Consider the following 22,424-nt stretch of genomic DNA (forward strand, 5'->3'; position numbering starts at 1 on the left):
TCACCGGGGCCCTCCGGGCGCTTCCCTTCGTTCTTGCGTTTCCGACTCTATCAGACTCTTTCGTGTCCGATTCCCGGCCGAAGCGGGTTCCTGCTGTTTCGCTTTCCAGTTCTTCGCTTTCGCGTTTCCCTTTCCGGCGAGTCCGACTCTATCAGATCCTTTTTCGTTCCGTTTCCGGTTCGAATTCGATTCCGATGGCCTTCGGAAGGGCCTTTGCCTTTCGGCGCATCCGACTTTATCAGAGGTTCTGAGTCGGATTTCCCGCCTCCCCGGGAGGCCCCTGCGCACACGTGCGCGGGCTGCTTCCCGTTCTGGCGGAGCCGTAAACGTACTGGAGCGGGGTGCCCCGATGCAAATCGAGGCGCCCCGCTCCCGGTTGAGCATGCCGCGGCGTCAGACGGTCAGACCTCGACCACGACGGGAAGGATCATCGGACGCCGGCGGTAGGTGTCCGACACCCACTTGCCCACGGTCCGCCGTACCAGCTGCTGAAGCTGGTGCGGCTCCATGACGCCGTCCTGGGCCGACTTGTTGAGCGCGTCCTCGACCTTGGGCACGACTGCGCTGAAGGCGGCGTCATCGATGCCCGAACCCCTGGCCTGGATGTGCGGCCCGCCCACGATCTTGCCGGACGAGCTGTCGACCACGATGAAGACCGAGATGATCCCCTCGTCACCGAGGATGCGGCGGTCCTTGAGGGAGGTCTCGGTGACATCGCCGACCGAGAGGCCGTCGACGTAGACATAGCCGGCCTGGACCTTGCCCACGATCTTCGCCTTGCCGTCGACGAGGTCGACCACGACCCCGTCCTCGGCGATGACGATGTGGTCCTTGGGCACGCCGGTCAGGGCGCCGAGCTCGGCGTTGGCCCGCAGGTGGCGCCACTCACCGTGCACCGGCATCAGGTTCTTCGGCTTGCAGATGTTGTAGAAGTACAGCAGCTCACCGGCCGAGGCGTGTCCCGAGACGTGCACCTTGGCGTTGCCCTTGTGGACGACGTTCGCGCCCCATCGGGTCAGACCGTTGATCACGCGGTAGACCGCGTTCTCGTTGCCGGGGATCAGGGACGACGCGAGGATCACGGTGTCGCCCGGGACGATCCGGATCTGGTGGTCACGGTTGGCCATCCGGGACAGGGCCGCCATCGGCTCACCCTGGGATCCTGTACAGACCAGCACGACCTCGTCGTCCGGGAGGTCGTCGAGCGTCTTGACGTCGACGACCAGGCCGGCGGGGACCCTGAGGTAGCCCAGATCACGGGCGATACCCATGTTCCGGACCATCGACCGGCCGACGAATGCGACCCTGCGGCCGTACTCGTGGGCGGCGTCCAGGATCTGCTGGATGCGGTGGACGTGGCTCGCGAAGCTGGCCACGATGATGCGCTTCTGGGCGTTGGCGAACACCGTGCGCAGGACGTTGGAGATGTCCCGCTCGGGCGGGACGAATCCGGGGACCTCCGCGTTCGTGGAGTCCGAGAGAAGAAGGTCGATGCCTTCCTCGCTGAGCCTCGCGAAGGCGTGCAGGTCGGTGAGGCGCCCGTCGAGCGGGAGCTGGTCCATCTTGAAGTCGCCGGTCGCGACGGCCATGCCCGCGGGGGTGCGGATGGCGACGGCGAGGGCGTCCGGGATGGAGTGGTTGACGGCGATGAACTCGCAGTCGAAGACGCCGATACGCTCGCGCTGTCCCTCCTCCACCTCGAGGGTGTAGGGGCGGATGCGGTGCTCCTGGAGCTTCGCCTCGATGAGGGCGAGGGTCAGCTTGGAGCCGATCAGCGGGATGTCCGGCTTCAGGCGGAGCAGGTAGGGGACGCCGCCGATGTGGTCCTCGTGGCCGTGCGTGAGGACGATGCCCTCGACGTCGTCCAGGCGGTCCCGGATCGTGGTGAAGTCCGGAAGGATCAGGTCGATGCCGGGCTGTTCCTCTTCGGGGAACAGCACACCGCAGTCGACGATGAGCAGACGGCCGCCGTACTCGAAGACCGTCATGTTGCGGCCGATCTCGCCCAAGCCGCCCAGCGGGGTGACCCGCAGACCGCCCTTGGGGAGCTTCGGCGGCGTACCGAGTTCAGGGTGCGGATGACTCAAAAGACTCTCCTTACCACGCGCGCCACGTACCGCTGAGGGCACGTGGCGCGCATGTCATTCGTGCACTTGCTGTTGTCAGGTGGTGTTTCCGTCGCGAGTGACCTCGCGTATTCAGTTGTGAAGTCCGTGGTCAGAGCTGTACCCCGCCGGCAGCCAGATCGATCTTGAGCTGGGCCGTCTCCTGCTCGCTGAGTTCGACCATCGGGAGTCGCAGCGGTCCGGCCGGCAGGCCCTGCAGGGTGAGCGCGGCCTTGGTGGTCATCACTCCCTGCGTGCGGAACATCCCGGTGAAGACGGGGAGCAGCTTCTGGTGGATCTCGGTGGCCTTCTGCACATCGCCGTCGAGGTGGGCCTCGACGAGAGCGCGGAGCTCGGGGGTGACGACGTGGCCGACGACCGACACGAAGCCGACGGCCCCGACCGAGAGCAGGGGGAGGTTCAGCATGTCGTCGCCGGAGTACCAGGCGAGGCCGGACTGGGCGATGGCCCAGCTGGCACGGCCCAGGTCTCCCTTGGCGTCCTTGTTGGCGACGATCCTCGGGTGTTCGGCGAGGCGTACGAGCGTCTCCGTGTCGATCGGCACACCGCTGCGGCCGGGGATGTCGTAGAGCATCACCGGGAGATCCGTGGAGTCGGCGATGGCGCCGAAGTGCCGGAGGAGGCCCTCCTGCGGGGGCTTGTTGTAGTACGGGGTGACGGCGAGGAGGCCGTGGGCGCCGGTGCGCTCCGCCGTCCGGGCCAGCTCGATGCTGTGCCGTGTGTCGTTGGTGCCGACACCGGCGACGATGTGGGCCCGGTCTCCTACGGCTTCCAGTACAGCCCGTACGAGCTGGTCTTTCTCCGCGTTGCTGGTGGTCGGGGACTCGCCCGTGGTGCCGTTGATGATCAGGCCGTCGTTGCCTGCGTCCACCAGGTGGGCGGCGAGCCGCTGGGCGCCGTCGAGGTCGAGTGCGCCGTCCGCCGTGAAGGGCGTGACCATAGCGGTGAGGACCCGCCCGAAGGGGGTCTGCGGAGTGGAGATCGGAGCCATGGGTAACACGCTACTCGTTGCTCGGAGCCTCGCGCCCCCTCGGGGGACGGGGAAGAGGAGCCCGGCACTGCCTGCTCGGGGGTTCAAGCAGTGCCGGGTCCGTTTGATCAGCCTAGATGAACTTCACGAAACGCCGCAATACGGACACCGCCTACGGGGCGACCCGTCCGTTTTTGTTGAAGGCGGCATGAGTGAGCGGCATCAGCTTCTGCCAGTGCTGTTCCATCTGCTCCCCGACCATCTCGATCTCGCGCTGCGGGAACGAGGGCACCTTGGCCATCTCGTGCTGGGTCCGCAGACCGAGGAAGTGCATCAGCGAGCGGGCGTTGCAGGTGGCGTACATCGTCGAGAAGAGGCCGACGGGCAGCACCGCGCGGGCGACCTCCCGGGCGACCCCGGCGGCGAGCATCTCCTGGTAGGCGTCGTACGCCTGGCGGTAGGAGTCCTCCATCGCGCGGGTGGTGAGTTCGTGCTGCTCCGGGGTTCCCTCGACGAACTCGTACTTGCCGGGGCGGCCCTGCTGGATGAGCTTGCGGGACTCGCCCGGCACGTAGAAGACCGGCTCCAGCTCCCTGTAGCGGCCCGATTCCTCGTTGTAGGACCAGCCCACGCGGTGCCGCATGAACTCGCGGAACACGAAGATGGGGGCGCTGATGAAGAAGGTCATGGAGTTGTGCTCGAAGGGGCTGCCGTGCCGGTCCCGCATCAGGAAGTTGATGAGCCCCTTGGAACGCTCGGGATCCTTCGTGACCTCTTCCAGGGACTGCTCCCCCGCCGTGGACACGCGTGCCGCGAAGAGCACGTCTGAGTCGGCGGCCGCGGATTTCACCAGGTCAACGGTGACATCGCTGCGGAAGTGGGCCTTCGTGGGCTCGGGGGTGTCGCTCACCGGCGGGGGTCCTTCCAATTGCTTCGCTCGGGCGGCGTCCACTCTACGGGCCGCGGGGAAGCGAATCCGTCAGCGAAAAAAGTTGGACGATGTCCGCGATTCAGGGCACCGATCCGGGCAGTCGTACGTCTGAGTCAGTAGCAGCACCCGTTCCGCAGTTCAAGGAGATCTTCCTCATGTTCCGCCGGCGTGAATCCGTCCCGTTCTCGTTCGTTGCCGAGGCCGACCGATTCCGCAGTAACGTCACTCCGCCTCCCCGCCAGCGCGTCAGCCGTACGCAGCTGGCCTCCCGCTCCCTGGTGGGGCTCACGCTGATCGCCGGATTCGCAGGGTCACTGCTCTTCGGACTGCCGGCCCTGGACACCGACCGGACGCCGTCGCACAGCCAGACGTCCGAGGCCTCCCAGCACCGCTGACCCGTACGGGGCCCCTGGGGTGGTCGGCCGGGGGGCTCCTCGGTAGCCTCACCGGGCACAGCAATCGAGCGTGCTTGTGAGTGAGGATCAGTCGTGCCCCTGCCCTTCCTGACGGCCGACCGCGCATTCGACGCGGACGCAGAGGACATCGCGCTGCCGTTCGACGACCACGACAGCTGGCGGCGGCCCTACCGTCCCGGCCCGTGGCGGGTCGCGGCGGCGGCGACGTCGCTGCTGCTGGCGTCGTTCGTGCTGCTCGCCGCGATGATCATCACGTTCGCGGGATCACTGTCCGGCGCCACCCTCTGCTTCGTCCTGGCGGCGGTCGTGATCGTCGGCGCGCTGCGGCTGCTCCGGGTCGGCGCCTGGGTGAGCCGCCACGGCGTGCGCCGGGTGGGCTTCCTCCGCACGACCACCGTGCGGTGGGGGGACGTCGCGGCGGTCCGCACCGTGCAGCAGCCGGTGAAGTGGCTCGGTTTCCCGCGCACGGTCCAGGGACAGGCACTCGTCGTGGTGCCCAGGGGCGGCGACCCGCTGGCTCCGCTGGTCACCGACCACAACGCGGACTTCCTGGCCCGCGCGGAGGCGTTCGAGCGTGCCACGGACTCCGTCGAGGCGTGGGGCGACGAATACCGCGCGGGCTGAGGGCTCCGGCCCTCCCCTCACGCACCACGCAAGCCGGTACGGCGCCGCTCAGGCGCGTACCGGCTTGTTCGCGTGGAGGGCGATGGCGCGCTGCATCGCCTTGCGTGCGCGAGGAGTGTCCCTGGCGTCCTGGTAGGCCACGGCGAGCCGGAACCAGCAGCGCCAGTCGTCGGGGCTGTCCTCGGTCTCCTCGCGGCGGCGCGTGAACACGGCGTCGGCGGAGGCGCGGTCGATACGCCCGGACGGGGTGCGCTCGAGCTCGTCGACGGGCAGGCCGCCCTCCGCGTCCAGCTCGGCCGCCAGCGCGTTGGCCCTGCGGACGAACTGGGTGTTCTTCCAGAGGAACCAGACACCGATGACCGGCAGGATCAGCACCGCCACGCCGAAGGTGACCGTGAGCAGGGTGCCGTGCCTGATGAGCAGGACCCCTCGGCTGCCGGCCAGGACGAAGTAGAAGACGAGGACGGCGGCTGTGACGGTGTACGAGAGCTTTGCGCGCATGGGGTGGGCCCAGTCAGTTCAGGTCGAGGAAGTGTTCCAGGCCGAAGGTGAGGCCGGGAGTGGTCACCACACGGCGGGTACCGAGCAGGATGCCCGGCATGAAGCTGCTGTGGTGGAGCGAGTCATGGCGCAGGGTGAGGGTCTCGCCCTCACCGCCCAGCAGGACCTCCTGGTGCGCGAGGAGGCCGCGGAGCCGGACGGAGTGGACGGGGACGCCGTCGACGTCGGCTCCTCGGGCGCCCTCCAGGGCGGTCGCGGTGGCGTCGGGCTGCGGCGCCGCGCCCGCCTTCACGCGGGCCGCCGCGATGAGCTGGGCGGTACGGGTGGCGGTGCCGGAGGGCGCGTCCGCCTTGTTCGGGTGGTGCAGCTCGATGACCTCGACGGACTCGAAGTAGCGGGCTGCCTGCTCCGCGAACCTCATCGTGAGGACGGCGCCGATGGAGAAGTTCGGGGCGATGAGCACTCCGGTCTCCGGGCTGGCGGAGAGCCAGGTGTTCAGCTGCGCGAGCCGTTCGTCGGTCCAGCCCGTGGTGCCCACCACTGCGTGGATGCCGTGACGGACGCAGAAGTCGAGGTTGTCCATCACCGACGAGGGCGTGGTCAGCTCGACGACGGCCTGTGCCCCGGCGTCCGTGAGCGCCTCGAGGCGGTCGCCGCGGCCGAGCGCGGCGACCAGCTCCATGTCGTCGGCGGCCTCGACGGCTCGTACCGCCTCGGATCCGATACGTCCCCTGGCTCCGAGAACGGCCACGCGCAGCTTGCTCATGTGCTCTTTCCTTTGGGTGGTTAGGAGACCGCTGCCTGGAGGCGGTCCGCCTGCTTGTCCTTCAGCGGGCCGATGACCGAGAGCGAGGGGCGCTGCCCGAGGACGTCGGCCGCCACGGCCCGGACCTCGTCGGGGGTGACCGCCGCGATCTTCGCCAGCATGTCGTCCACGGACATCTGTTCGCCCCAGCAGAGTTCGCTCTTGCCGATGCGGTTCATGAGCGCGCCCGTGTCCTCGAGGCCGAGGACGGTGGAACCGGCGAGCTGGCCGACGGCGCGGGCGATCTCCTCGTCGTCGAGACCGTCGGAGGCGACCCGGTCGAGCTCGTCACGGCAGATCTTGAGGACGTCGTGCACCTGGCTGGGCCGGCAGCCCGCGTAGACGCCGAAGAGGCCGCAGTCGGCGAAGCCCGAGGTGTAGGAGTAGACGCTGTAAGCGAGGCCGCGCTTCTCCCGTACCTCCTGGAAGAGGCGGGAGCTCATTCCGCCGCCGAGCGCGGTGTTCAGGACACCGAGGGCCCAGCGTCGCTCGTCCGTCCTGGCCAGGCCCGGCATGCCGAGCACGACGTGGGCCTGCTCGGTCTTGCGGTTGAGCACCTCGACACGGCCCGTGGCCCGCAGGGTACGGGATCCCGCACGCGGGGGTGTGGGCACGGCGTCGGTGCGGCCGAGGGCGCCCGCGCGTTCGAAGGCCCTGCGGACCTGTCGGACGACCGTGGCGTGGTCGACGTTGCCGGCGGCGGCGACGACCAGGTGGGTGGGGTCGTAGTGCTTCTTGTAGAAGCGGGCGATCTGGCCCCGGTTCAGGGCGTTGATCGTGTCGACGGTGCCGAGGACCGGGCGGCCGAGGGGGGTGTCGCCGAGCATGGTGTGCGCGAACAGGTCGTGCACGCAGTCGCCGGGGTCGTCCTCCGTCATCGCGATCTCCTCGAGGATGACACCGCGCTCGGCGTCGACGTCCTCGGGGGCGATCAGTGAGCCGGTCAGCATGTCGCAGACGACATCGATGGCCAGCGGCAGGTCGGTGTCCAGGACCCGCGCGTAGTAGCAGGTGTACTCCTTCGCCGTGAAGGCGTTCATCTCGCCGCCGACCGCGTCGATCGCGGACGAGATGTCGAGGGCACTGCGCTTGGCGGTGCCCTTGAAGAGGAGGTGTTCGAGGTAGTGCGTGGCGCCGTTGAGGGTGGGCGTCTCGTCGCGTGAACCGACGTTGGCCCAGATCCCGAAGGTGGCGGAACGGACGGAGGGCAGGGTCTCGGTGACCACCCTGAGACCGCCGGGGAGGACCGTCCGGCGGACGGTACCGATGCCGTTGCTGCCCTTGAGAAGCGTTTGGGTACGGGCGACGGCCCGCCCCTCGGAGGAGGGGCGGGCCGTCGTCACGGAACTACGGGACGTCACTTGTCGGTGTCGTCCTTCTTCTCGTCCTCTTCGCCCTCGATGACGGGGATGAGCGAGAGCTTGCCGCGGCTGTCGATCTCCGCGATCTCGACCTGGACCTTGGCGCCGACGCCGAGCACGTCCTCGACGTTCTCCACGCGCTTGCCACCGGCGAGCTTGCGGATCTGCGAGATGTGCAGCAGACCGTCCTTGCCGGGCATCAGGGAGACGAACGCACCGAAGGTGGTGGTCTTGACGACCGTACCCAGGTAGCGCTCGCCGACCTCCGGCATGGTCGGGTTGGCGATGGCGTTGATCGTGGCGCGGGCGGCCTCGGCCTGCGAGCCCTGCTGGGCACCGATGTAGATGGTGCCGTCGTCCTCGATCGTGATGTCGGCGCCGGTGTCCTCCTGGATCTGGTTGATCATCTTGCCCTTGGGGCCGATGACCTCACCGATCTTGTCCACCGGGATCTTGACGGTGATGATCCGCGGGGCGTTCGGGGACATCTCGTCCGGGACGTCGATGGCCTCGTTCATGACGTCCAGGATGTGCAGACGCGCGTCACGGGCCTGCTTCAGCGCGGCGGCCAGGACCGAGGCGGGGATGCCGTCGAGCTTGGTGTCGAGCTGGAGCGCGGTCACGAACTGCTTCGTGCCGGCGACCTTGAAGTCCATGTCGCCGAAGGCGTCCTCCGCACCGAGGATGTCGGTGAGGGCGACGTAGTGGGTCTTGCCGTCGATCTCCTGCGAGATCAGGCCCATGGCGATACCGGCGACGGCGGCCTTGAGCGGCACACCGGCGTTCAGCAGCGACATGGTGGAGGCGCAGACCGAGCCCATGGACGTCGAGCCGTTGGAGCCCAGCGCCTCGGAGACCTGGCGGATCGCGTAGGGGAACTCCTCGCGCGACGGCAGGACCGGCACGATGGCGCGCTCGGCGAGCGCTCCGTGGCCGATCTCGCGGCGCTTGGGGGAGCCCACGCGGCCGGTCTCGCCGACGGAGTACGGCGGGAAGTTGTAGTTGTGCATGTAGCGCTTGCGGGTCACCGGGGAGAGGGTGTCCAGCTGCTGCTCCATGCGGAGCATGTTGAGGGTGGTGACGCCCAGGATCTGCGTCTCGCCACGCTCGAAGAGCGCCGAGCCGTGCACGCGCGGGATGGCCTCGACCTCGGCGGCGAGCGTACGGATGTCCGTGACGCCGCGGCCGTCGATGCGGACCTTCTCCTTGATGACGCGCTCGCGGACCAGCTTCTTGGTCAGCGCGCGGTAGGCACCCGAGATCTCCTTCTCGCGGCCCTCGAAGGCCGGGAGCAGCTTCTCGGCGGCGATCTCCTTGATGCGGTCCAGCTCCGCCTCGCGCTCCTGCTTGCCGGCGATGGTGAGCGCCTTGGCGAGCTCGGTGCGGACGGCCTTGGTGAGCGCCTCCAGGACGTCGTCCTGGTAGTCGAGGAAGACCGGGAACTCACCGGTGGGCTTCGCGGCCCTGGCGGCGAGGTCGGACTGGGCCTTGCAGAGGGCCTTGATGAAGGGCTTCGCGGCCTCGAGACCGGCGGCGACGACCTCTTCGGTCGGGGCCTCGGCGCCGTCCTTGACGAGCTGGATGGTCTTCTCGGTGGCCTCGGCCTCGACCATCATGATCGCGACGTCGCCGTCCTCGAGGACGCGACCGGCGACGACCATGTCGAAGACGGCGTCCTCGAGCTCGGTGTGCGTCGGGAAGGCGACCCACTGGCCCTTGATCAGGGCGACACGGGTGCCGCCGATCGGGCCGGAGAAGGGCAGGCCGGCCAGCTGCGTGGAGCAGGAGGCGGCGTTGATCGCGATCACGTCGTAGAGGTGATCGGGGTTGAGGGCCATGACCGTCTCGACGATCTGGATCTCGTTGCGCAGGCCCTTGGCGAAGGAGGGGCGCAGGGGCCGGTCGATCAGGCGGCAGGTGAGGATGGCGTCCTCGGAGGGACGGCCCTCGCGGCGGAAGAAGGAGCCGGGGATCTTGCCGGCCGCGTACTGCCGCTCCTCGACGTCGACCGTGAGCGGGAAGAAGTCGAGCTGGTCCTTGGGCCGCTTGGAAGCGGTGGTGGCCGACAGCACCATGGTGTCGTCGTCCAGGTACGCGACGGCGGAGCCTGCGGCCTGCTTGGCCAGGCGGCCCGTCTCGAAGCGGATGGTGCGGGTGCCGAAGGTGCCGTTGTCGATCACGGCTTCGGCGTAGTGGGTCTCGTTCTCCACTAGTGATTTCTCCATACTCGTCGTCTTTCGTCCTCGCACCCGTGTGGCGCGGGACGGTGCGGAGAAGCGCACCGTGTGTGCGGGCCGGTCTTCGATCGAAGCTCCCGGGCGTTGTCCCGGGGGCCACTACCGAGGACCGGCGGCGGCCGTGGGGCGCCTCTCCTCGTTCGGTTGTCGTACGTCCAGGTTACTGAGCGGGACCCGGGTCACGCACGTACAGCAAAAGGGAGCGGCCCCCTGGAACCGGGGTACCGCTCCCTCTCACAGCGTCCTTACTTGGCGCCGCCGGCCGCACCACGGCGGATGCCGAGGCGGTCGACGAGCGCACGGAAGCGCTGGATGTCCTTCTTGGCCAGGTACTGCAGAAGACGGCGACGCTGGCCGACGAGGATCAGCAGACCCCGGCGGGAGTGGTGGTCGTGCTTGTGCGTCTTGAGGTGCTCCGTCAGGTCCGAGATCCGGCGGGAGAGCATGGCGACCTGGACCTCGGGGGATCCGGTGTCACCCTCCTTCTGGGCGAACTCGGCCATGATCTGCTTCTTCGTAGCGGCGTCGAGCGGCACGCGTACTCCTCTTTGATGTTCGATGCGCCCACGAGTGCCCCTGGTCTTGTTCTCAGGGGAGCTTCCGTGACTCGGAGGCGAAGGTCCGATGAGCGCAGCCCCCAGGATGGACCCGGAGGCGCGTACACAAACGGCCGTCACACAGCGTACCAGTCGCCGTGGACCCGGCTGCCCGGCGCCCGGTCGGATCAGCTGGTGAGCGCCCGGATCGAGTGGTAGACGTCGAAGACGGCGAGGCACAGCGGCAGCAGCGTCAGGAGGACGAAGGCCTCGGCGACCTCCAGGAAACGCCCCCAGAACGGGGTGACGCCCTTGCGGGGCACGATCAGCCCTATGGCGGTGACCAGCGCGGCGACGGCCGCGACGGCGGCCGTGAGCCAGATCGTACGGATGTCGAGCCCGGCGCCGTCCCCCTTGAGGGCGGCCTGGATCAGGTCGGCCGGCGGGTTGAGGGAGAGTCCGAGGCCCAGGAGTACGAGGGCCGCGAGACCCGCGCCCAGGGCGCAGCCGACCTGGGCGGTGTAGCGGAACAGGTGCGCGCGCATCAGCATGGCGACGCCGGTGGCCAGGGCGAGCAGCTGTCCCCAGACGCTGTCGGAGAAGCCGAGGACGGCCGCGGCTCCCACGGAGACCAGGGCGCAGCCGCCGACGAGGCCGAGGAGCAGTTCGTGGCCCCGGCGGGCCTGGGCCGCGATGCGGGCGGCGTCGACCGGTCCCTGCGGCGCGGGGTCGGCCGTCCCGTAGTCGCCGGTGGTGGTGCGGGGCGGCTCGAAGCCGATCGGGAGGCGGGCGAAGCGGGTGGAGAGCCCCGGCAGGAAGGCGAGGAGCCCGACGGAGAGGGGGGCGCACACGGCGGCGGTCTCGGCCGGTTCCATGCCGGTCATGATCGCGACGAAGGTGACCAGTGCGCCGATGACGGAGGCGAAGACGAACGCGACGAACGTGCCGTCGCCCTCGGGGGCGGCGATCATGAGGATCACGGACGCCACCAGTACGGCGGCGCAGGCCAGCAGGAACTGCAGCCGTCCGATGCCCTGGCCGGCGCTGAGCGGAAGCAGTCCCGTACCGGCGACCGCCGCGCTGGTGAGGGCGCCGATCCCCAGCGCGACGGATGAGCCCCGGTCCGCGTAGACACGCGCGCGTACGCAGGCCAGCGCGAGCAGGAGCACGGCGGTGACGGTGGCGAGGATCCCCGGCAGGCCGTGCATGTCGTGCCTGACGTCGGAGGTCCACAGCACGAAGCCGAGCAGGACCAGCAGGACCGACCCGCCGAAGAGCCCGGCCGAGCGCATGAGGCCGTCGCCCCAGAGGGTGCGGTCCTTGGAGACGGCTGTGGCGACGGCGTCGGACACGTCGTCGAAGACCGCGGGGGGCAGGGACTCCGAGAAGGGCCTCAGGGAGAGCAGTTCCCCGTCGAGGATGCGCTGGGCCGCGAGGGTGCGCCCGCTGTCGAGGACGGTGCCGTCGCGGCGCACCAGGTGGTATCCGACCGGCGCGTCCTGGGCGGGACTCTGCCCGGAGAGCCGGAGGATCTCGGGGTAGAGGTCGGCGACGGCGATGTCCTCGGGGAGCGCCACGTCGACGCGGCTGTCGGGCGCGACGACCGTGACCCGGCAGAAGCCCGTTCCGTTGGCGGCGGGAAGTCCGGGACCGGGCCGACCGGTTCCGGTGGCCGCCGTCTGGGCCGTCGTTGTCACGTGCTGCTCCCCCTCGTGGTTCTTCTGGCTCGTGGTTCTTCTGGATCTCCCGGAACGCACCCTTGGGTCACGGGTTCCGGCTGCGTCCCGAATGACCCGTTTTTTTGCGGTAGTTAGCGGATGCGTACACGCGTCGCGACACCCTACCGCCCTCGGGTCCCCGGGTGCGCCAGTAGGATCCTCCCGCGAACGGAACCCGTCGCCACGGGGGCGCCGATAGGAACAGTTCCGTCCGGCAAGGGAATTGGTGAGCTGTGAGCCAGATCGTCGTCAGGCGCCCACCGCGGGCCCTCCCCTCCGAAGTTCCGGGCGAACAGGTGCAGTTGCAACCTCCGCCCGAGCTGCCCCGAGGGCAGCAGGAGGGGGTGATGATGCAGTTGCTCCCGATGCTCGGTATGGGTGGTTCCGTCGTCTTCTTCTTCATGACGCCGAACCCGATCATGCGGATCATGGGCATGATCATGATCGCGTCGACGATCGCGATGGCCGTGGCGATGATCATCCGCTTCCGGCGCGGCACCCAGGGGCAGCTCGCGGACATGCGTCGCGACTACCTGAAGTACCTGACGCAGACCCGGCGGGCCGTGCTGAGGACCGCCCGTCAGCAGCGCGACGCGCAGTTCTACCTCCACCCGTCGCCGGAGCAGCTCTGGGCGCTCGTGGCCGAGGGCAGCCGGGTGTGGGAACGCCGTGTCGGTGACGCCGATTTCGCCCACGTACGCATCGGCCTCGGCAGTCAGGAGCTCGCCACTCCCCTCGTGGCGCCCGAGACCGCGCCGGTCGATGAGCTGGAGCCGCTGACCGCCGGCGCGATGCAGCAGTTCCTGACGACGCACAGCACGCTCGACGGCCTGCCGATGGCGGTCTCGCTGAGGGCCTTCTACCACCTGACGATCAGCGGCGACGCGGAATCCGCGCACGCCACAGGCCGCGCCATGGTGGGGTCCCTCGCCGCGCTCCACTCCCCCGAGGACCTGGTCGTCGCCGTCGCGACCGACCGCGACGCCGCCGCTCGCTGGGACTGGACGAAGTGGCTGCCCCATGTCCAGGCGCACGGTCCGGTCGACGGCGCCGGCACCCGCAGGCTGGTCAGCACCAGCGTCGCGGAGCTGGAGGAGATGCTCGCCGGCCGCCTGGAGGGCCGTCCCCGCTTCCAGCCCGGCGGTCAGCCGCTGCTCGACCAGCCGCACGTGGTGGTCGTGCTGGACGGGGAGTCCGTCCCGGCGACGTCCGCCCTCGCGTCGGCCGAGGGGCTCCAGGGTGTGACGGTCATCGAGATCGTGCCGGGCCAGGTCGACGGCGCGCGGGGCGGCCTCTCGATCACGGTGGACCCGCGCTCGCTCCGGCTGGAGTCCGGTAACGGCCTGGTGTACGACGGGGTGCCCGATCTGCTCGGCCCCGAGGCCGCGGAGGCGCTGGCCCGCCAGCTCGCGCCGCTGCACGTGGCGACGGGCGGTGACGACGACGAACCCCTGCTCGCCAACCTGGAGTTCACCGATCTCCTGAATCTGGGGGACGCGGCCTCGGTCGACGTGAGCCGGACCTGGCGGGCGCGCTCCCAGTCGGAGCGTCTGCGGGTGCCGATCGGCGTCGGCGAGGACGGCGCTCCGGTGATGCTGGACCTCAAGGAGGCCGCGCAGGAGGGCATGGGCCCGCACGGCCTGTGCGTCGGGGCCACCGGCTCCGGCAAGTCCGAGCTGCTCCGCACGCTCGTCCTCGGCCTCGCCGTCACCCACACCTCGGAGACGCTGAACTTCGTCCTCGCGGACTTCAAGGGCGGTGCCACCTTCGCCGGTATGGCGCAGATGCCGCACGTCGCCGCGGTGATCACCAACCTGGCGGACGATCTGACGCTGGTGGACCGCATGGGCGACTCCATCAGCGGTGAGCTCAACCGCCGCCAGGAGATGCTGCGCGACGCCGGCAACTACGCCAACATCCACGACTACGAGAAGGCGCGTGCCGCGGGGGCTCCGCTGCAGCCCATCCCTTCACTCGTCCTGGTGATCGACGAGTTCAGCGAGCTGCTGACCGCCAAGCCCGACTTCATCGAGATGTTCGTGCAGATCGGGCGCATCGGACGGTCGCTGGGCGTCCATCTGCTGCTGGCGTCGCAGCGGCTCGAGGAGGGCCGTCTGCGCGGCCTGGAGACCTATCTGTCGTACCGGATCGGTCTGCGGACGTTCTCCGCGGGTGAGTCCCGTGCCGCGCTGGGTGTCCCGGACGCCTACCACCTGCCGAACGTGCCCGGTTCGGGCTATCTGAAGTACGGCACGGACGAGATGGTGCGTTTCAAGGCCGCGTACGTCTCCGGGGTGTACCGCTCGGGTGCCCGGCCCGCCGCCTCCTCGGGCCCGCTGCCGGTGGACCGCAGGCCGGTGCTCTTCACCGCGGCGCCGGTGCCGGTGCGCTACGTACAGCCGACGGCGCAGGCGGGCGTTCCGGATGCGCGCACGTCCGAGGACGACGCCCTCGCCGACACCGTGCTCGACGTGATCGTGCGGCGCCTGGAAGGCCGGGGCGCCTCGGCGCACCAGGTCTGGCTGCCCCCGCTGGACAACCCTCCGTCGCTGGACGAACTGCTGCCGGGCCTCTCCTCCGTCGAGGGACGCGGCCTCACCCAGCCGGGATTCGAGGGCGCGGGGCGCCTGGTCGTGCCACTGGGTGTGGTCGACAAGCCGTACGAGCAGCGCCGCGACACGCTGTACCGGGACTTCTCCGGTGCGGCGGGTCACATGCAGATCACCGGCGGTCCGCAGTCCGGCAAGTCCACCCTGCTGCGCACGCTCATCGCGGGCTTCGCCCTCACGCACACCCCGCAGGAGGTCCAGTTCTACGGGCTCGACTTCGGTGGCGGCGGAATGGCCTCGGTCTCGGGACTGCCCCACGTGGGCGGTATCGCCTCCCGGCTCGACCCCGAGCGGGTGCGCCGTACGGTCGCCGAGGTGTACGGGATCATGGCGCGCCGTGAGGAGTACTTCCGCAGCGCGGGCATCGACTCCATCGCCACCTTCCGCAGGCTGCGCGCCCGGGGCGAGATCTCGGTGGCCGACCAGCCCTGGGGCGACGTCTTCCTGATCATCGACGGCTGGGGCAACTTCCGTACGGACTACGAGGCGCTGGAGGGCGCCGCCCTCGACATCGCCCAGCGTGGTCTCGGCTACGGCATCCACCTGATCGTGACGGCGTCACGTTCGATGGAGGTACGGGCCAATCTGAAGGACCACCTGATGAACCGGCTGGAGCTGCGGCTCGGTGACGTCATGGACTCGGAACTCGACCGCAAGGCAGCCGTCAACGTGCCCGCGGGCGTGCCGGGGCGCGGTCTGACGCCGGAGAAGCTGCACTTCATGGCGGCGGTGCCGAGGATCGACGGCATCAACTCCGACAGCGACCTCTCCGAGGCCACCGCGGCGATGAACCAGGAGGTCGCCCGGCACTGGACGGCCGCGCCCGCCCCGGCGGTCCGGCTCCTGCCCCGTGAACTCCCGGTCCACGAGCTGCCCCAGGGACACGCCCGGCCGGAGCGGGGCATCGCGTTCGGCATCGACGAGAACAACCTGGAGCCCGTGTACCTGGACTTCGAACGGGACCCGTTCTTCATGGTGTTCGGGGAGAGCGAGTCCGGGAAGTCCAATCTGCTGCGACTGCTCATCAAGCAGCTGACGGAGCGGTACGAGGGGAACGCCGCCAAGTTCTTCGTCATCGACAACCGGCGCGCGCTCCTGGACGTCACGCCGGCGACGCACCTGGCGGAGTACGTGCCCATGTCGAACGACATGGAGCACCACACGGACGCCCTGTACGACCTGATGAAGCGCCGTACGCCTTCGCCCGACGTGACCGCGCAGGAGCTGCGCGACCGCAGCTGGTGGAGCGGGCCCTCGGTGTTCGTTGTCGTCGACGACTACGACCTGGTGTCGACGTCGAGCGGGAACCCGCTCGCCAAGCTCACCGAGATGCTCCCGTTCGCCCGGGACGTGGGGGTGCGCTTCATCATCGCCCGCAGCACGGCGGGGGCCGGCCGCGCGCTCTACGAGCCCTTCCTGCAGCGCATCCTGGAACTGGGGGCGCAGGGCGTGATGCTCTCCGGCGACCCGATCGAAGGGGACATCCTCGGAAACGTACGCCCTCGGCCGATGCCCCCTGGGCGCGGCATCTTCGTCACCCGGCGTCGGGGGAACCCGCTGGTGCAGACGGGGCTGATGGACGGGGCGCGGTAGGGGATCTCGCGGATCGGATCCAGCGATCCGCGCACTGTCGGTGTGTTCGGCGCGCGCGTCCTGCTTCCGGGCGTGCGCCTCGGGGCGGGCGGTGACGGCACCGGAAGGGGCCGCCACCGCCCGCCCTTGTGTGTGGGCCGGGAGGTGACGGTGCAGGGTTTCTCACCACAAGATCACGGACCACGGGCGGAGTTGCCGGGGTCCGGCGCCCTGGAAGGGTGAATCCTGAACTGACAAGAGGTACTTTCGGGCCAACCGCCCAGGTGGTCGATCAATCCCAAAGGTGGCGCGTTCAACCACCTTCGGAGCTCACGCGGGCGTCCGCGACATGGATGGATGCCCACGGCCGTAACGTCCAGGGCATCGTCGCAAAGCCACGAACAGGCTTGAAACGGCTGTACCCGTACCCCAGCCGCCTTGCTAACTTCCGGGGCTCAGAGGTGTATTGAAAAGTACATGTGAAAGGGCGGTACATGACCTCCCATGCTCCGGCTCCGAAGATCCCCCAGCTGTGGGTTCCGCTCCCCTCCGCGATCCACCCGAAATGGCGTGAGATCGACGAAGGCTCGGCCGCCTGGCTCGATCGGTTCGGTCTCTTCTCCGACCAGGCTCAGCGAGAACGGCTGACTCACATCGCTGTCGGCGAGATAACCAGCCGGGGGGCGCCCGCCGGACGGGTCGAGGGCCTGCAGTGGACCTCGGACTTCCTGATGTGGCTGTTCGCGTTCGACGACGAGTTCTGCGACGAGGGGCCGGCCGCCGCGTCTCCGGACACGACCCTGTTGATCATCACCAAGCTCCAACGCGTCGTCGAGGTGCCGTGGACGGCCCCGGCGGACGACGGTTACTCCGCGGCTCTGCGTGAGCTGCGTCTACGTCTGGACACCTTGACCACTCCCGTGCAGACCGCTCGCTGGGCAGCCAGTTTCCGGGCCTATCTGCAGGGCCAGATCTGGATGGCGGCCAACAGTGCCCACGGCCGCATCCCCACGCTCTCGGATCATCTGGCGGTCCGGCTCGACTCCTCCGGGGTCAAGATCTTCTCGACGCTCAGCGAGATCATCCACGGGTACGACCTGCCCGCCGCAGACTACGAGCGCCACGACGTCCGCGGCTTCGTCGAGGTGTTCGCCTCGATCATCGGGTGGTCGAACGACCTCGTCTCGTACCACAAGGAGCGCCGGCGCAGCCAGGAGGGCTTCGGGAACATCGTCGACCTCATAGCCCATGAGCGGGGCTGTTCGCTTGCTGAGGCGGTCGAGGAGACCGCCATGATGCACACCCGCGCCATGGCGCTCTACCTCCGCCTGCGGGACCAGATACTGCAGGACGCCGGCCCGGAGCTTCGTCGCTGGGTCACTGACTGCAGTTCGTGGATACGCGCCGACTACGACTGGTCTCTCACCACTCATCGTTACGTCAATCCGGAGGACCCCGCCGATCTGCCTCACGGAAGCGCTTCCTCACCCTTCCAGGAGGGGGAGGAGGATCAGCCGCTGCCCATCCCCAGCATCGCGTGGTGGTGGACACTGCTGAAGGATCGCTGAGCCGGGCCGTACGACGACATGAGTCAGGGTGGGCACCTCCCGTGCGTGCCCACCCTGATCTGCTCGTCCTTCCGGCGGCGGCCTACTCGAAGTTGGCCCGCGCCCGCTTGTCGCCCGCGTGGTAGGCGGTGCCCGCGTCGCGCACCTTGCGGGAGATCTCCGACAGTGCCGTCTGGATGCCGGTGGCGTCGCGGTCCCAGCCGGCCTGCGCCTGGTCGTACGCCGACTTGGCCTCGCCGACCCAGAGTTCGGAGGCGCTGGCGACCATGCGCTTGATCGACGCGAGGTCCTCCTGGAGCTGCCTGCTCTGCCGGTCGATGTCACCTGCGGCCTGCTCGAGGCTCGAGTAGGTGACGACCATCGTGCCGTCGTTGTGCGGCATGCGGTTCTCCCGTTCTAACTAGTTCGGTGGGAAAGTGCTCGTCCGTGCTGCGCGTACGAGGAGGATCAGAGGGAGTTGATGGCCGAGGTCTTGGCCTCGGAGCCCGTCGAGTAGCCGTCGACGACGTCGACGCCCTGGAGGGCCTGCCGGATCTCGTCCTCGGTGTTGCCCGAGATGGTGCGCGCGGCCTTGATCGCTTCCTGGAAGTTGACCAGTCGCGTGGCGATGTTGCCCATCTTCAGGTTGATGTCGGCCTGCTTGGCGTTGAACGCCGAGGCGCCGATGCCCTTCCAGGCGCCCTCCAGGCTGTCGATCGTCGCCTGCAGCGTCTTCAGCTGACCCCTCACGGAGTCGAACCGCCTGGTGAGTTCACCCTCGAGCTTGAGGAGCATCTCATCTGAAAGCTTCTGATCTGCCATGGTGCTGGCTTCCTTCCTGGTGCTCTTGTTCGTCCCGGCGATCGTGCCGGGTGAGGCGTCATGAGGAACTGCGTTCAGTGGGGCAGTCAGGTGGTGCGGCGCTTACGTGCGAACGCGAAGGCCGCACCGCCGAGCACGAGCACCACTGCCACTCCGCCGATGATCAGGCCCGTTCGGCCACCGCCATCCGTCTCCGCGCTGGAGCCTGCCATGGCCGCGTCACCGGCCTCGGCCTTCTCGTCCGGCTGTGACGAAGCTGATGCGGAGGGGGCTGCTGAGCCTGCCGAGCCGGACGTCTTCTCGTTGGTGAGGGGGCTGACGTCCGGGTCGCCCGGGTCGCCCTTGCCCTTCAGAATGTTCATGGAGGGGCGGATCAGGCCGTGGCCGAGGTAGTTGCTGAGAGTGCCCTTTTCCCAGTCCCGCCCTGCGGTATCGAAAAGAACACGGAGAACCTGGTTCGCTGTCCACTCCGGATGAGCAGACCAGATCAGGGCGGCGGCAGCTGACGTAATAGCCGTGGCGGCACTAGTACCGCCATCTCCCTGGCAGTACCGTTCGAAGCTGTCGTCACACCACCTAGGGATGCCGTCGCCAGGGGCAGCAATGTCTACGATTTCACCGTGTTGCGAGTAGGCGGAAGCACTGCCGTCACTGTCGGTAGCAGCAACACCGACCACCTGCGGGTAGGCAGCGGGATACTGCTCCTTGTTCCCTTCCTTCGCATTGTTTCCGACACCTGCGAAGAACAGCTTTCCCTTACTTTCCGCATATTCGGCGGCCGCGCGCTCTTCCCTGCCAGGGAAATCACTGGCGAACGACATGCTGATGATCTGCGCATCGCTGTCAGCTGCAGCACGAATAGCGTCTGCAGTGTCATGTGCGTTCACCGACTCCTCGTTCTGGAGCTCGGTATCGCTGATTCGCATCGGAATGATCTTTGCATCCGGGGCGAGGCCTTTCAGCCCTGCACCGTCTCCTGTCCCAGCGATCAACTCGGCCATCGTGGTGCCGTGACCGTCGTAGTCATCGAATTCATCGCCACTGACCCCGGTGGCGTCGAACCCTTCGAGTACCTGCCCCTTGAGAGAGGGTGTCTCAGGGTTGACACCGGAGTCGATGACAGCAACCTTGATGCCTTTGCCTGTGGTCGTCTTCCACATTTCTTCGGCATGCATGGATGCCAGATACCACTGCTTCGACTGCGGGTCCACATCGGCAGATGCAGTACCTGCAAACCCCACGCTCAGCGCGCTGGCCATCGCCAACGTGCCGAACGCGCGCCCTCTCATTCCAAAGGGCATAAGGCGCTTCCGGGTCTGGCTCATTCCTGCTGTCATCCCGACTTCCGAACCTTCCCTGTACCTACTCGATCACCGGCGGCGCGACTCCACGACGCCCGGTATCCCACGTCTCTCCGTCTTCGGTCAGGTAGTCCGGACGCGGCGTTCCGTCGTCCCGCTCCTCGTCCTTGGAGCCCGTCCGGCCCACCGGGCCACGCACGAGACCCGCGCCGCCTGCGGTGAAGCCCTTCGCGCCCACTCCTGGCCGTGCGGGACCGCCGCGGGGTGTGCCGACCACTCCGTTGGTGCTGGGGGTACCTCGCCCCGCAGGGCGCGGGCTGTTACCGCTTCCGCTGCCGACGACGCCATGCTGCCCAGCCGCGCCGACCGAACTTCCTGGCCGTGCCGCTCCGCCGGCTCCGATGACCGTGCCCCGTGGGGTACCTCGCGTACCTCCGGTCGCACCGGGGATGGAGCGCTGGGGCGTACCCCCGACGATGCCGCTTCGGCCGCCACGCGGGGCGGTTGTTCCGGGTGTGCCCGCACGGCCTACCGAAGTCGGCCTGCCACCGGTAACGCCCGACCGACCTGCAGTCGGGGACTGCGAACCGGCACCCCCACGTCCGGAGGAAGTTCCTCCGTTCATGGGAGCGGGCCGCCCGACCTGAGGCCCGGTGGTGCGACTGCCGGACGTCGGGCCGCCACCCGGGCGAGTCCCTCCTGCTGGTTGACCCACCGCCCTGGGCGCACCAGCAGGCGCCTGGGGACCTCGCGGGCTGTTGGTCACAGGGTTCACGAAACTGGTCGGCACAGGCATGTGTGGACCTGTCCCAGTTGTCGGAACTCCCGTCGTCGGAGCCATGGGAGGCGCGCTGACGGGAGAGGTCACCGGGGGCGGGGCGGTGGCGACGCTGTCGATCTCCGTCGAGACGCCCCTTTCCGGGACGGGAGCCACTGCCACGGGCGTCTCGAAGCCGGCAACGCTGCCCTCAGCTCCGGGCCCGTCGGTGGTCGCATGCGCTGCTACGGTTCCGGAACTCGCCCTGTCCGACGAAGCAGACGGCGCTGATGAGCCCCCGTCCTCGGACGTGGGATTGACATACCCACCCGGCCGCGGCATCGCCACATCGAGCTTCTTGTCGAACCGCGGCGGCTCCTGCGCCGCCAGGGTCTCCTCCGAGACCGCGTAGTACGAAGCCAGCCGGTTCGCCTGGTTGATGGCCTCCTGGCGGTCCTTCTCGACCTTGACCGCCGCCGCGTACTCCGGGTTGCCCTCGATGCGGGCCGGTGACTCGATGTCCTCCGGCGACTTGCGGACGAGGCGGGTGTCGCGAGGCGGCAGGGAGCTCCGTACCGAGGCAAGGCCCGTGCCCGCGACCGTGATCTGGGTGCCGGCGGTCTGCGCGTACTCGCCCAGCTTGTAGGCGTGGGCGACCAGGCCGTTGCCCCAGTCACGGAAGGCCGAACCGGACTCGCCCTCCCAGTCGACCTGCCCGATGAAGTCGCCGAGTTCCTTCGCCGCGTCGTTCAGCGAGGTCCGCGCCTTCAGAAGCGCTTGGCCTGCCTCTTCGAGGTGCTCCGGACTGGAGTTCTCGATGAGGTCGATCATCGCGTTGAGTTCGTGTCCCTCGAAGGAGGTACGCCCCGAGGATCCGGAGCCCCCGAAGCCGAACGTCTCCATCACGGCTTGCATCTGGCGGGTGACATCGGTGACGACGATCTGCCCCTGGACCCGCTCCTGGTCCTGCTCCCGTTGCTCCGCGGGGGTCAACTCCTGGGGAACCTCGGTGCCCTGTTCCGGCTGCTTCGGATCGCTCATCAGTGATCACCCAAGTCGTCGTAGGCGGAGCCGGTCTTTCTGTCCGTACGCGGCTGCTCAGGCTTCTGCGCCTTCTCCCGCTCCGCCTGGGCCTTCTCGCGTTCCTCGTCCAGGTGCGCCTGGATCTCGTAGAACCGCCGCCTGGTGTCATCGTCGACGTTGTCGAAGCCGACCGCCGCCGCGTGCACGCCGAGGCTCAGGTACTCGATCTGGTCCCCCAGGGACTTGGAGAGCGAGACGAGCGACTCGTGGACCCTGTTGTACTGGGTGTAGAGGCCGTCGGCCTCGGCGAAGCACGCGTTGCCGCCGCTCAGTGCGGAGCGCGAGACCGTCTGCGCCGCCACCTCCGACTTGCCGGCCGGCGAGCTCTCCAGTTCTGCCAGCAGGGCGTTGACGCTCCTCTGGAACTTCTCCAGAGCCCCTACGCCTTTGCGGAGATCCCCGTTTCCTTCGGCCACGTCGCTGCCCTTCCCCGTTCCCCGTGTGCCCCGTTTGCACAGAGTGTTCTACGTTGCTATCGCATCCACGGGAACACCTCTGGCCACATCAG

Annotated in this window: 18 protein-coding genes; 4 read left to right on the forward strand and 14 right to left on the reverse strand. The window is 68.5% G+C overall.

Features of this window, described 5'->3' with window-relative positions; translation table 11 throughout:
- Positions 1-401: 401 nt before the first annotated feature.
- From ACFXOA_RS22135 to thyX, 3 genes are all read right to left on the reverse strand, one after another.
- Positions 402-2,087, reverse strand: a complete 1,686-nt coding sequence (locus ACFXOA_RS22135; RefSeq protein WP_385031115.1) for a ribonuclease J — start codon at positions 2,085-2,087, stop codon at positions 402-404.
- Positions 2,088-2,217: 130 nt separating this feature from the next.
- On the reverse strand, positions 2,218-3,117 hold the full coding sequence (gene dapA, locus ACFXOA_RS22140) for a 4-hydroxy-tetrahydrodipicolinate synthase (RefSeq protein WP_385031118.1): 900 nt from the start codon (positions 3,115-3,117) through the stop codon (positions 2,218-2,220).
- A gap of 151 nt (positions 3,118-3,268) precedes the next feature.
- Complete coding sequence (gene thyX, locus ACFXOA_RS22145) at positions 3,269-4,006, reverse strand: FAD-dependent thymidylate synthase (RefSeq protein WP_385031121.1); 738 nt, start codon at positions 4,004-4,006, stop codon at positions 3,269-3,271.
- A gap of 176 nt (positions 4,007-4,182) precedes the next feature.
- Here thyX and ACFXOA_RS22150 point away from each other — a divergent pair, with 176 nt between their 5' ends.
- The gene (locus tag ACFXOA_RS22150; protein ID WP_362551305.1) at positions 4,183-4,422 is read left to right on the forward strand and encodes a hypothetical protein; all 240 of its coding nucleotides are present in this window, start codon (positions 4,183-4,185) and stop codon (positions 4,420-4,422) included.
- Between the two features lie 93 nt (positions 4,423-4,515).
- Complete coding sequence (locus ACFXOA_RS22155; RefSeq protein ID WP_385031124.1) at positions 4,516-5,067, forward strand: hypothetical protein; 552 nt, start codon at positions 4,516-4,518, stop codon at positions 5,065-5,067.
- Between the two features lie 48 nt (positions 5,068-5,115).
- Here the strand turns inward: ACFXOA_RS22155 and ACFXOA_RS22160 are convergent, their stop codons facing one another.
- The 6 genes from ACFXOA_RS22160 to eccD all read right to left on the reverse strand — a co-directional run bounded on the left by ACFXOA_RS22160 (position 5,116) and on the right by eccD (position 12,204).
- The gene (locus tag ACFXOA_RS22160) at positions 5,116-5,568 is read right to left on the reverse strand and encodes a hypothetical protein (RefSeq protein ID WP_385031127.1); all 453 of its coding nucleotides are present in this window, start codon (positions 5,566-5,568) and stop codon (positions 5,116-5,118) included.
- A 13-nt stretch (positions 5,569-5,581) separates the two neighbouring features.
- Entirely contained in the window at positions 5,582-6,334 is a 753-nt protein-coding gene (dapB, locus tag ACFXOA_RS22165; protein WP_385031130.1) for a 4-hydroxy-tetrahydrodipicolinate reductase, read from the reverse strand.
- 20 nt (positions 6,335-6,354) lie between these two features.
- Positions 6,355-7,734, reverse strand: coding sequence for a M16 family metallopeptidase (locus tag ACFXOA_RS22170; RefSeq protein WP_385031133.1), 1,380 nt, complete (start codon positions 7,732-7,734; stop codon positions 6,355-6,357).
- On the reverse strand, positions 7,731-9,944 hold the full coding sequence (locus ACFXOA_RS22175) for a polyribonucleotide nucleotidyltransferase (protein ID WP_385031342.1): 2,214 nt from the start codon (positions 9,942-9,944) through the stop codon (positions 7,731-7,733). Before ACFXOA_RS22175 ends, ACFXOA_RS22170 begins: the two co-directional genes overlap by 4 nt.
- Before the next feature lie 272 nt (positions 9,945-10,216).
- A complete protein-coding gene (rpsO, locus tag ACFXOA_RS22180) occupies positions 10,217-10,507 on the reverse strand; it encodes a 30S ribosomal protein S15 (RefSeq protein ID WP_014048684.1) in 291 nt (96 codons plus the stop codon).
- A 188-nt stretch (positions 10,508-10,695) separates the two neighbouring features.
- Entirely contained in the window at positions 10,696-12,204 is a 1,509-nt protein-coding gene (gene eccD / locus ACFXOA_RS22185) for a type VII secretion integral membrane protein EccD (RefSeq protein WP_385031136.1), read from the reverse strand.
- A 254-nt stretch (positions 12,205-12,458) separates the two neighbouring features.
- Between eccD and eccCa the strand changes: the two genes are divergently transcribed.
- Together eccCa and ACFXOA_RS22195 are read left to right on the forward strand one after the other, a co-directional pair.
- A complete protein-coding gene (eccCa, locus tag ACFXOA_RS22190) occupies positions 12,459-16,427 on the forward strand; it encodes a type VII secretion protein EccCa (protein ID WP_385031139.1) in 3,969 nt (1,322 codons plus the stop codon).
- Between the two features lie 473 nt (positions 16,428-16,900).
- Complete coding sequence (locus ACFXOA_RS22195; protein ID WP_385031142.1) at positions 16,901-17,974, forward strand: (+)-(1(10)E,4E,6S,7R)-germacradien-6-ol synthase; 1,074 nt, start codon at positions 16,901-16,903, stop codon at positions 17,972-17,974.
- A gap of 82 nt (positions 17,975-18,056) precedes the next feature.
- On the opposite strand, the gene ACFXOA_RS22200 is transcribed toward ACFXOA_RS22195, so the two are convergent.
- The 5 genes from ACFXOA_RS22200 to ACFXOA_RS22220 all read right to left on the reverse strand — a co-directional run bounded on the left by ACFXOA_RS22200 (position 18,057) and on the right by ACFXOA_RS22220 (position 22,332).
- Positions 18,057-18,356, reverse strand: a complete 300-nt coding sequence (locus tag ACFXOA_RS22200) for a WXG100 family type VII secretion target (RefSeq protein WP_385031145.1) — start codon at positions 18,354-18,356, stop codon at positions 18,057-18,059.
- A gap of 65 nt (positions 18,357-18,421) precedes the next feature.
- Complete coding sequence (locus ACFXOA_RS22205) at positions 18,422-18,775, reverse strand: WXG100 family type VII secretion target (protein WP_385031148.1); 354 nt, start codon at positions 18,773-18,775, stop codon at positions 18,422-18,424.
- An 86-nt stretch (positions 18,776-18,861) separates the two neighbouring features.
- On the reverse strand, positions 18,862-20,112 hold the full coding sequence (locus ACFXOA_RS22210; protein WP_385031151.1) for a S8 family serine peptidase: 1,251 nt from the start codon (positions 20,110-20,112) through the stop codon (positions 18,862-18,864).
- Positions 20,113-20,137: 25 nt separating this feature from the next.
- Positions 20,138-21,874, reverse strand: coding sequence for a hypothetical protein (locus tag ACFXOA_RS22215; RefSeq protein ID WP_385031154.1), 1,737 nt, complete (start codon positions 21,872-21,874; stop codon positions 20,138-20,140).
- Entirely contained in the window at positions 21,874-22,332 is a 459-nt protein-coding gene (locus ACFXOA_RS22220; protein ID WP_385031157.1) for a hypothetical protein, read from the reverse strand. Before ACFXOA_RS22220 ends, ACFXOA_RS22215 begins: the two co-directional genes overlap by 1 nt.
- Between the last annotated feature and the right edge of the window lie 92 nt (positions 22,333-22,424).

Source organism: Streptomyces sp. NPDC059166, assembly GCF_042755185.1.
GTDB lineage: Bacteria > Actinomycetota > Actinomycetes > Streptomycetales > Streptomycetaceae > Streptomyces.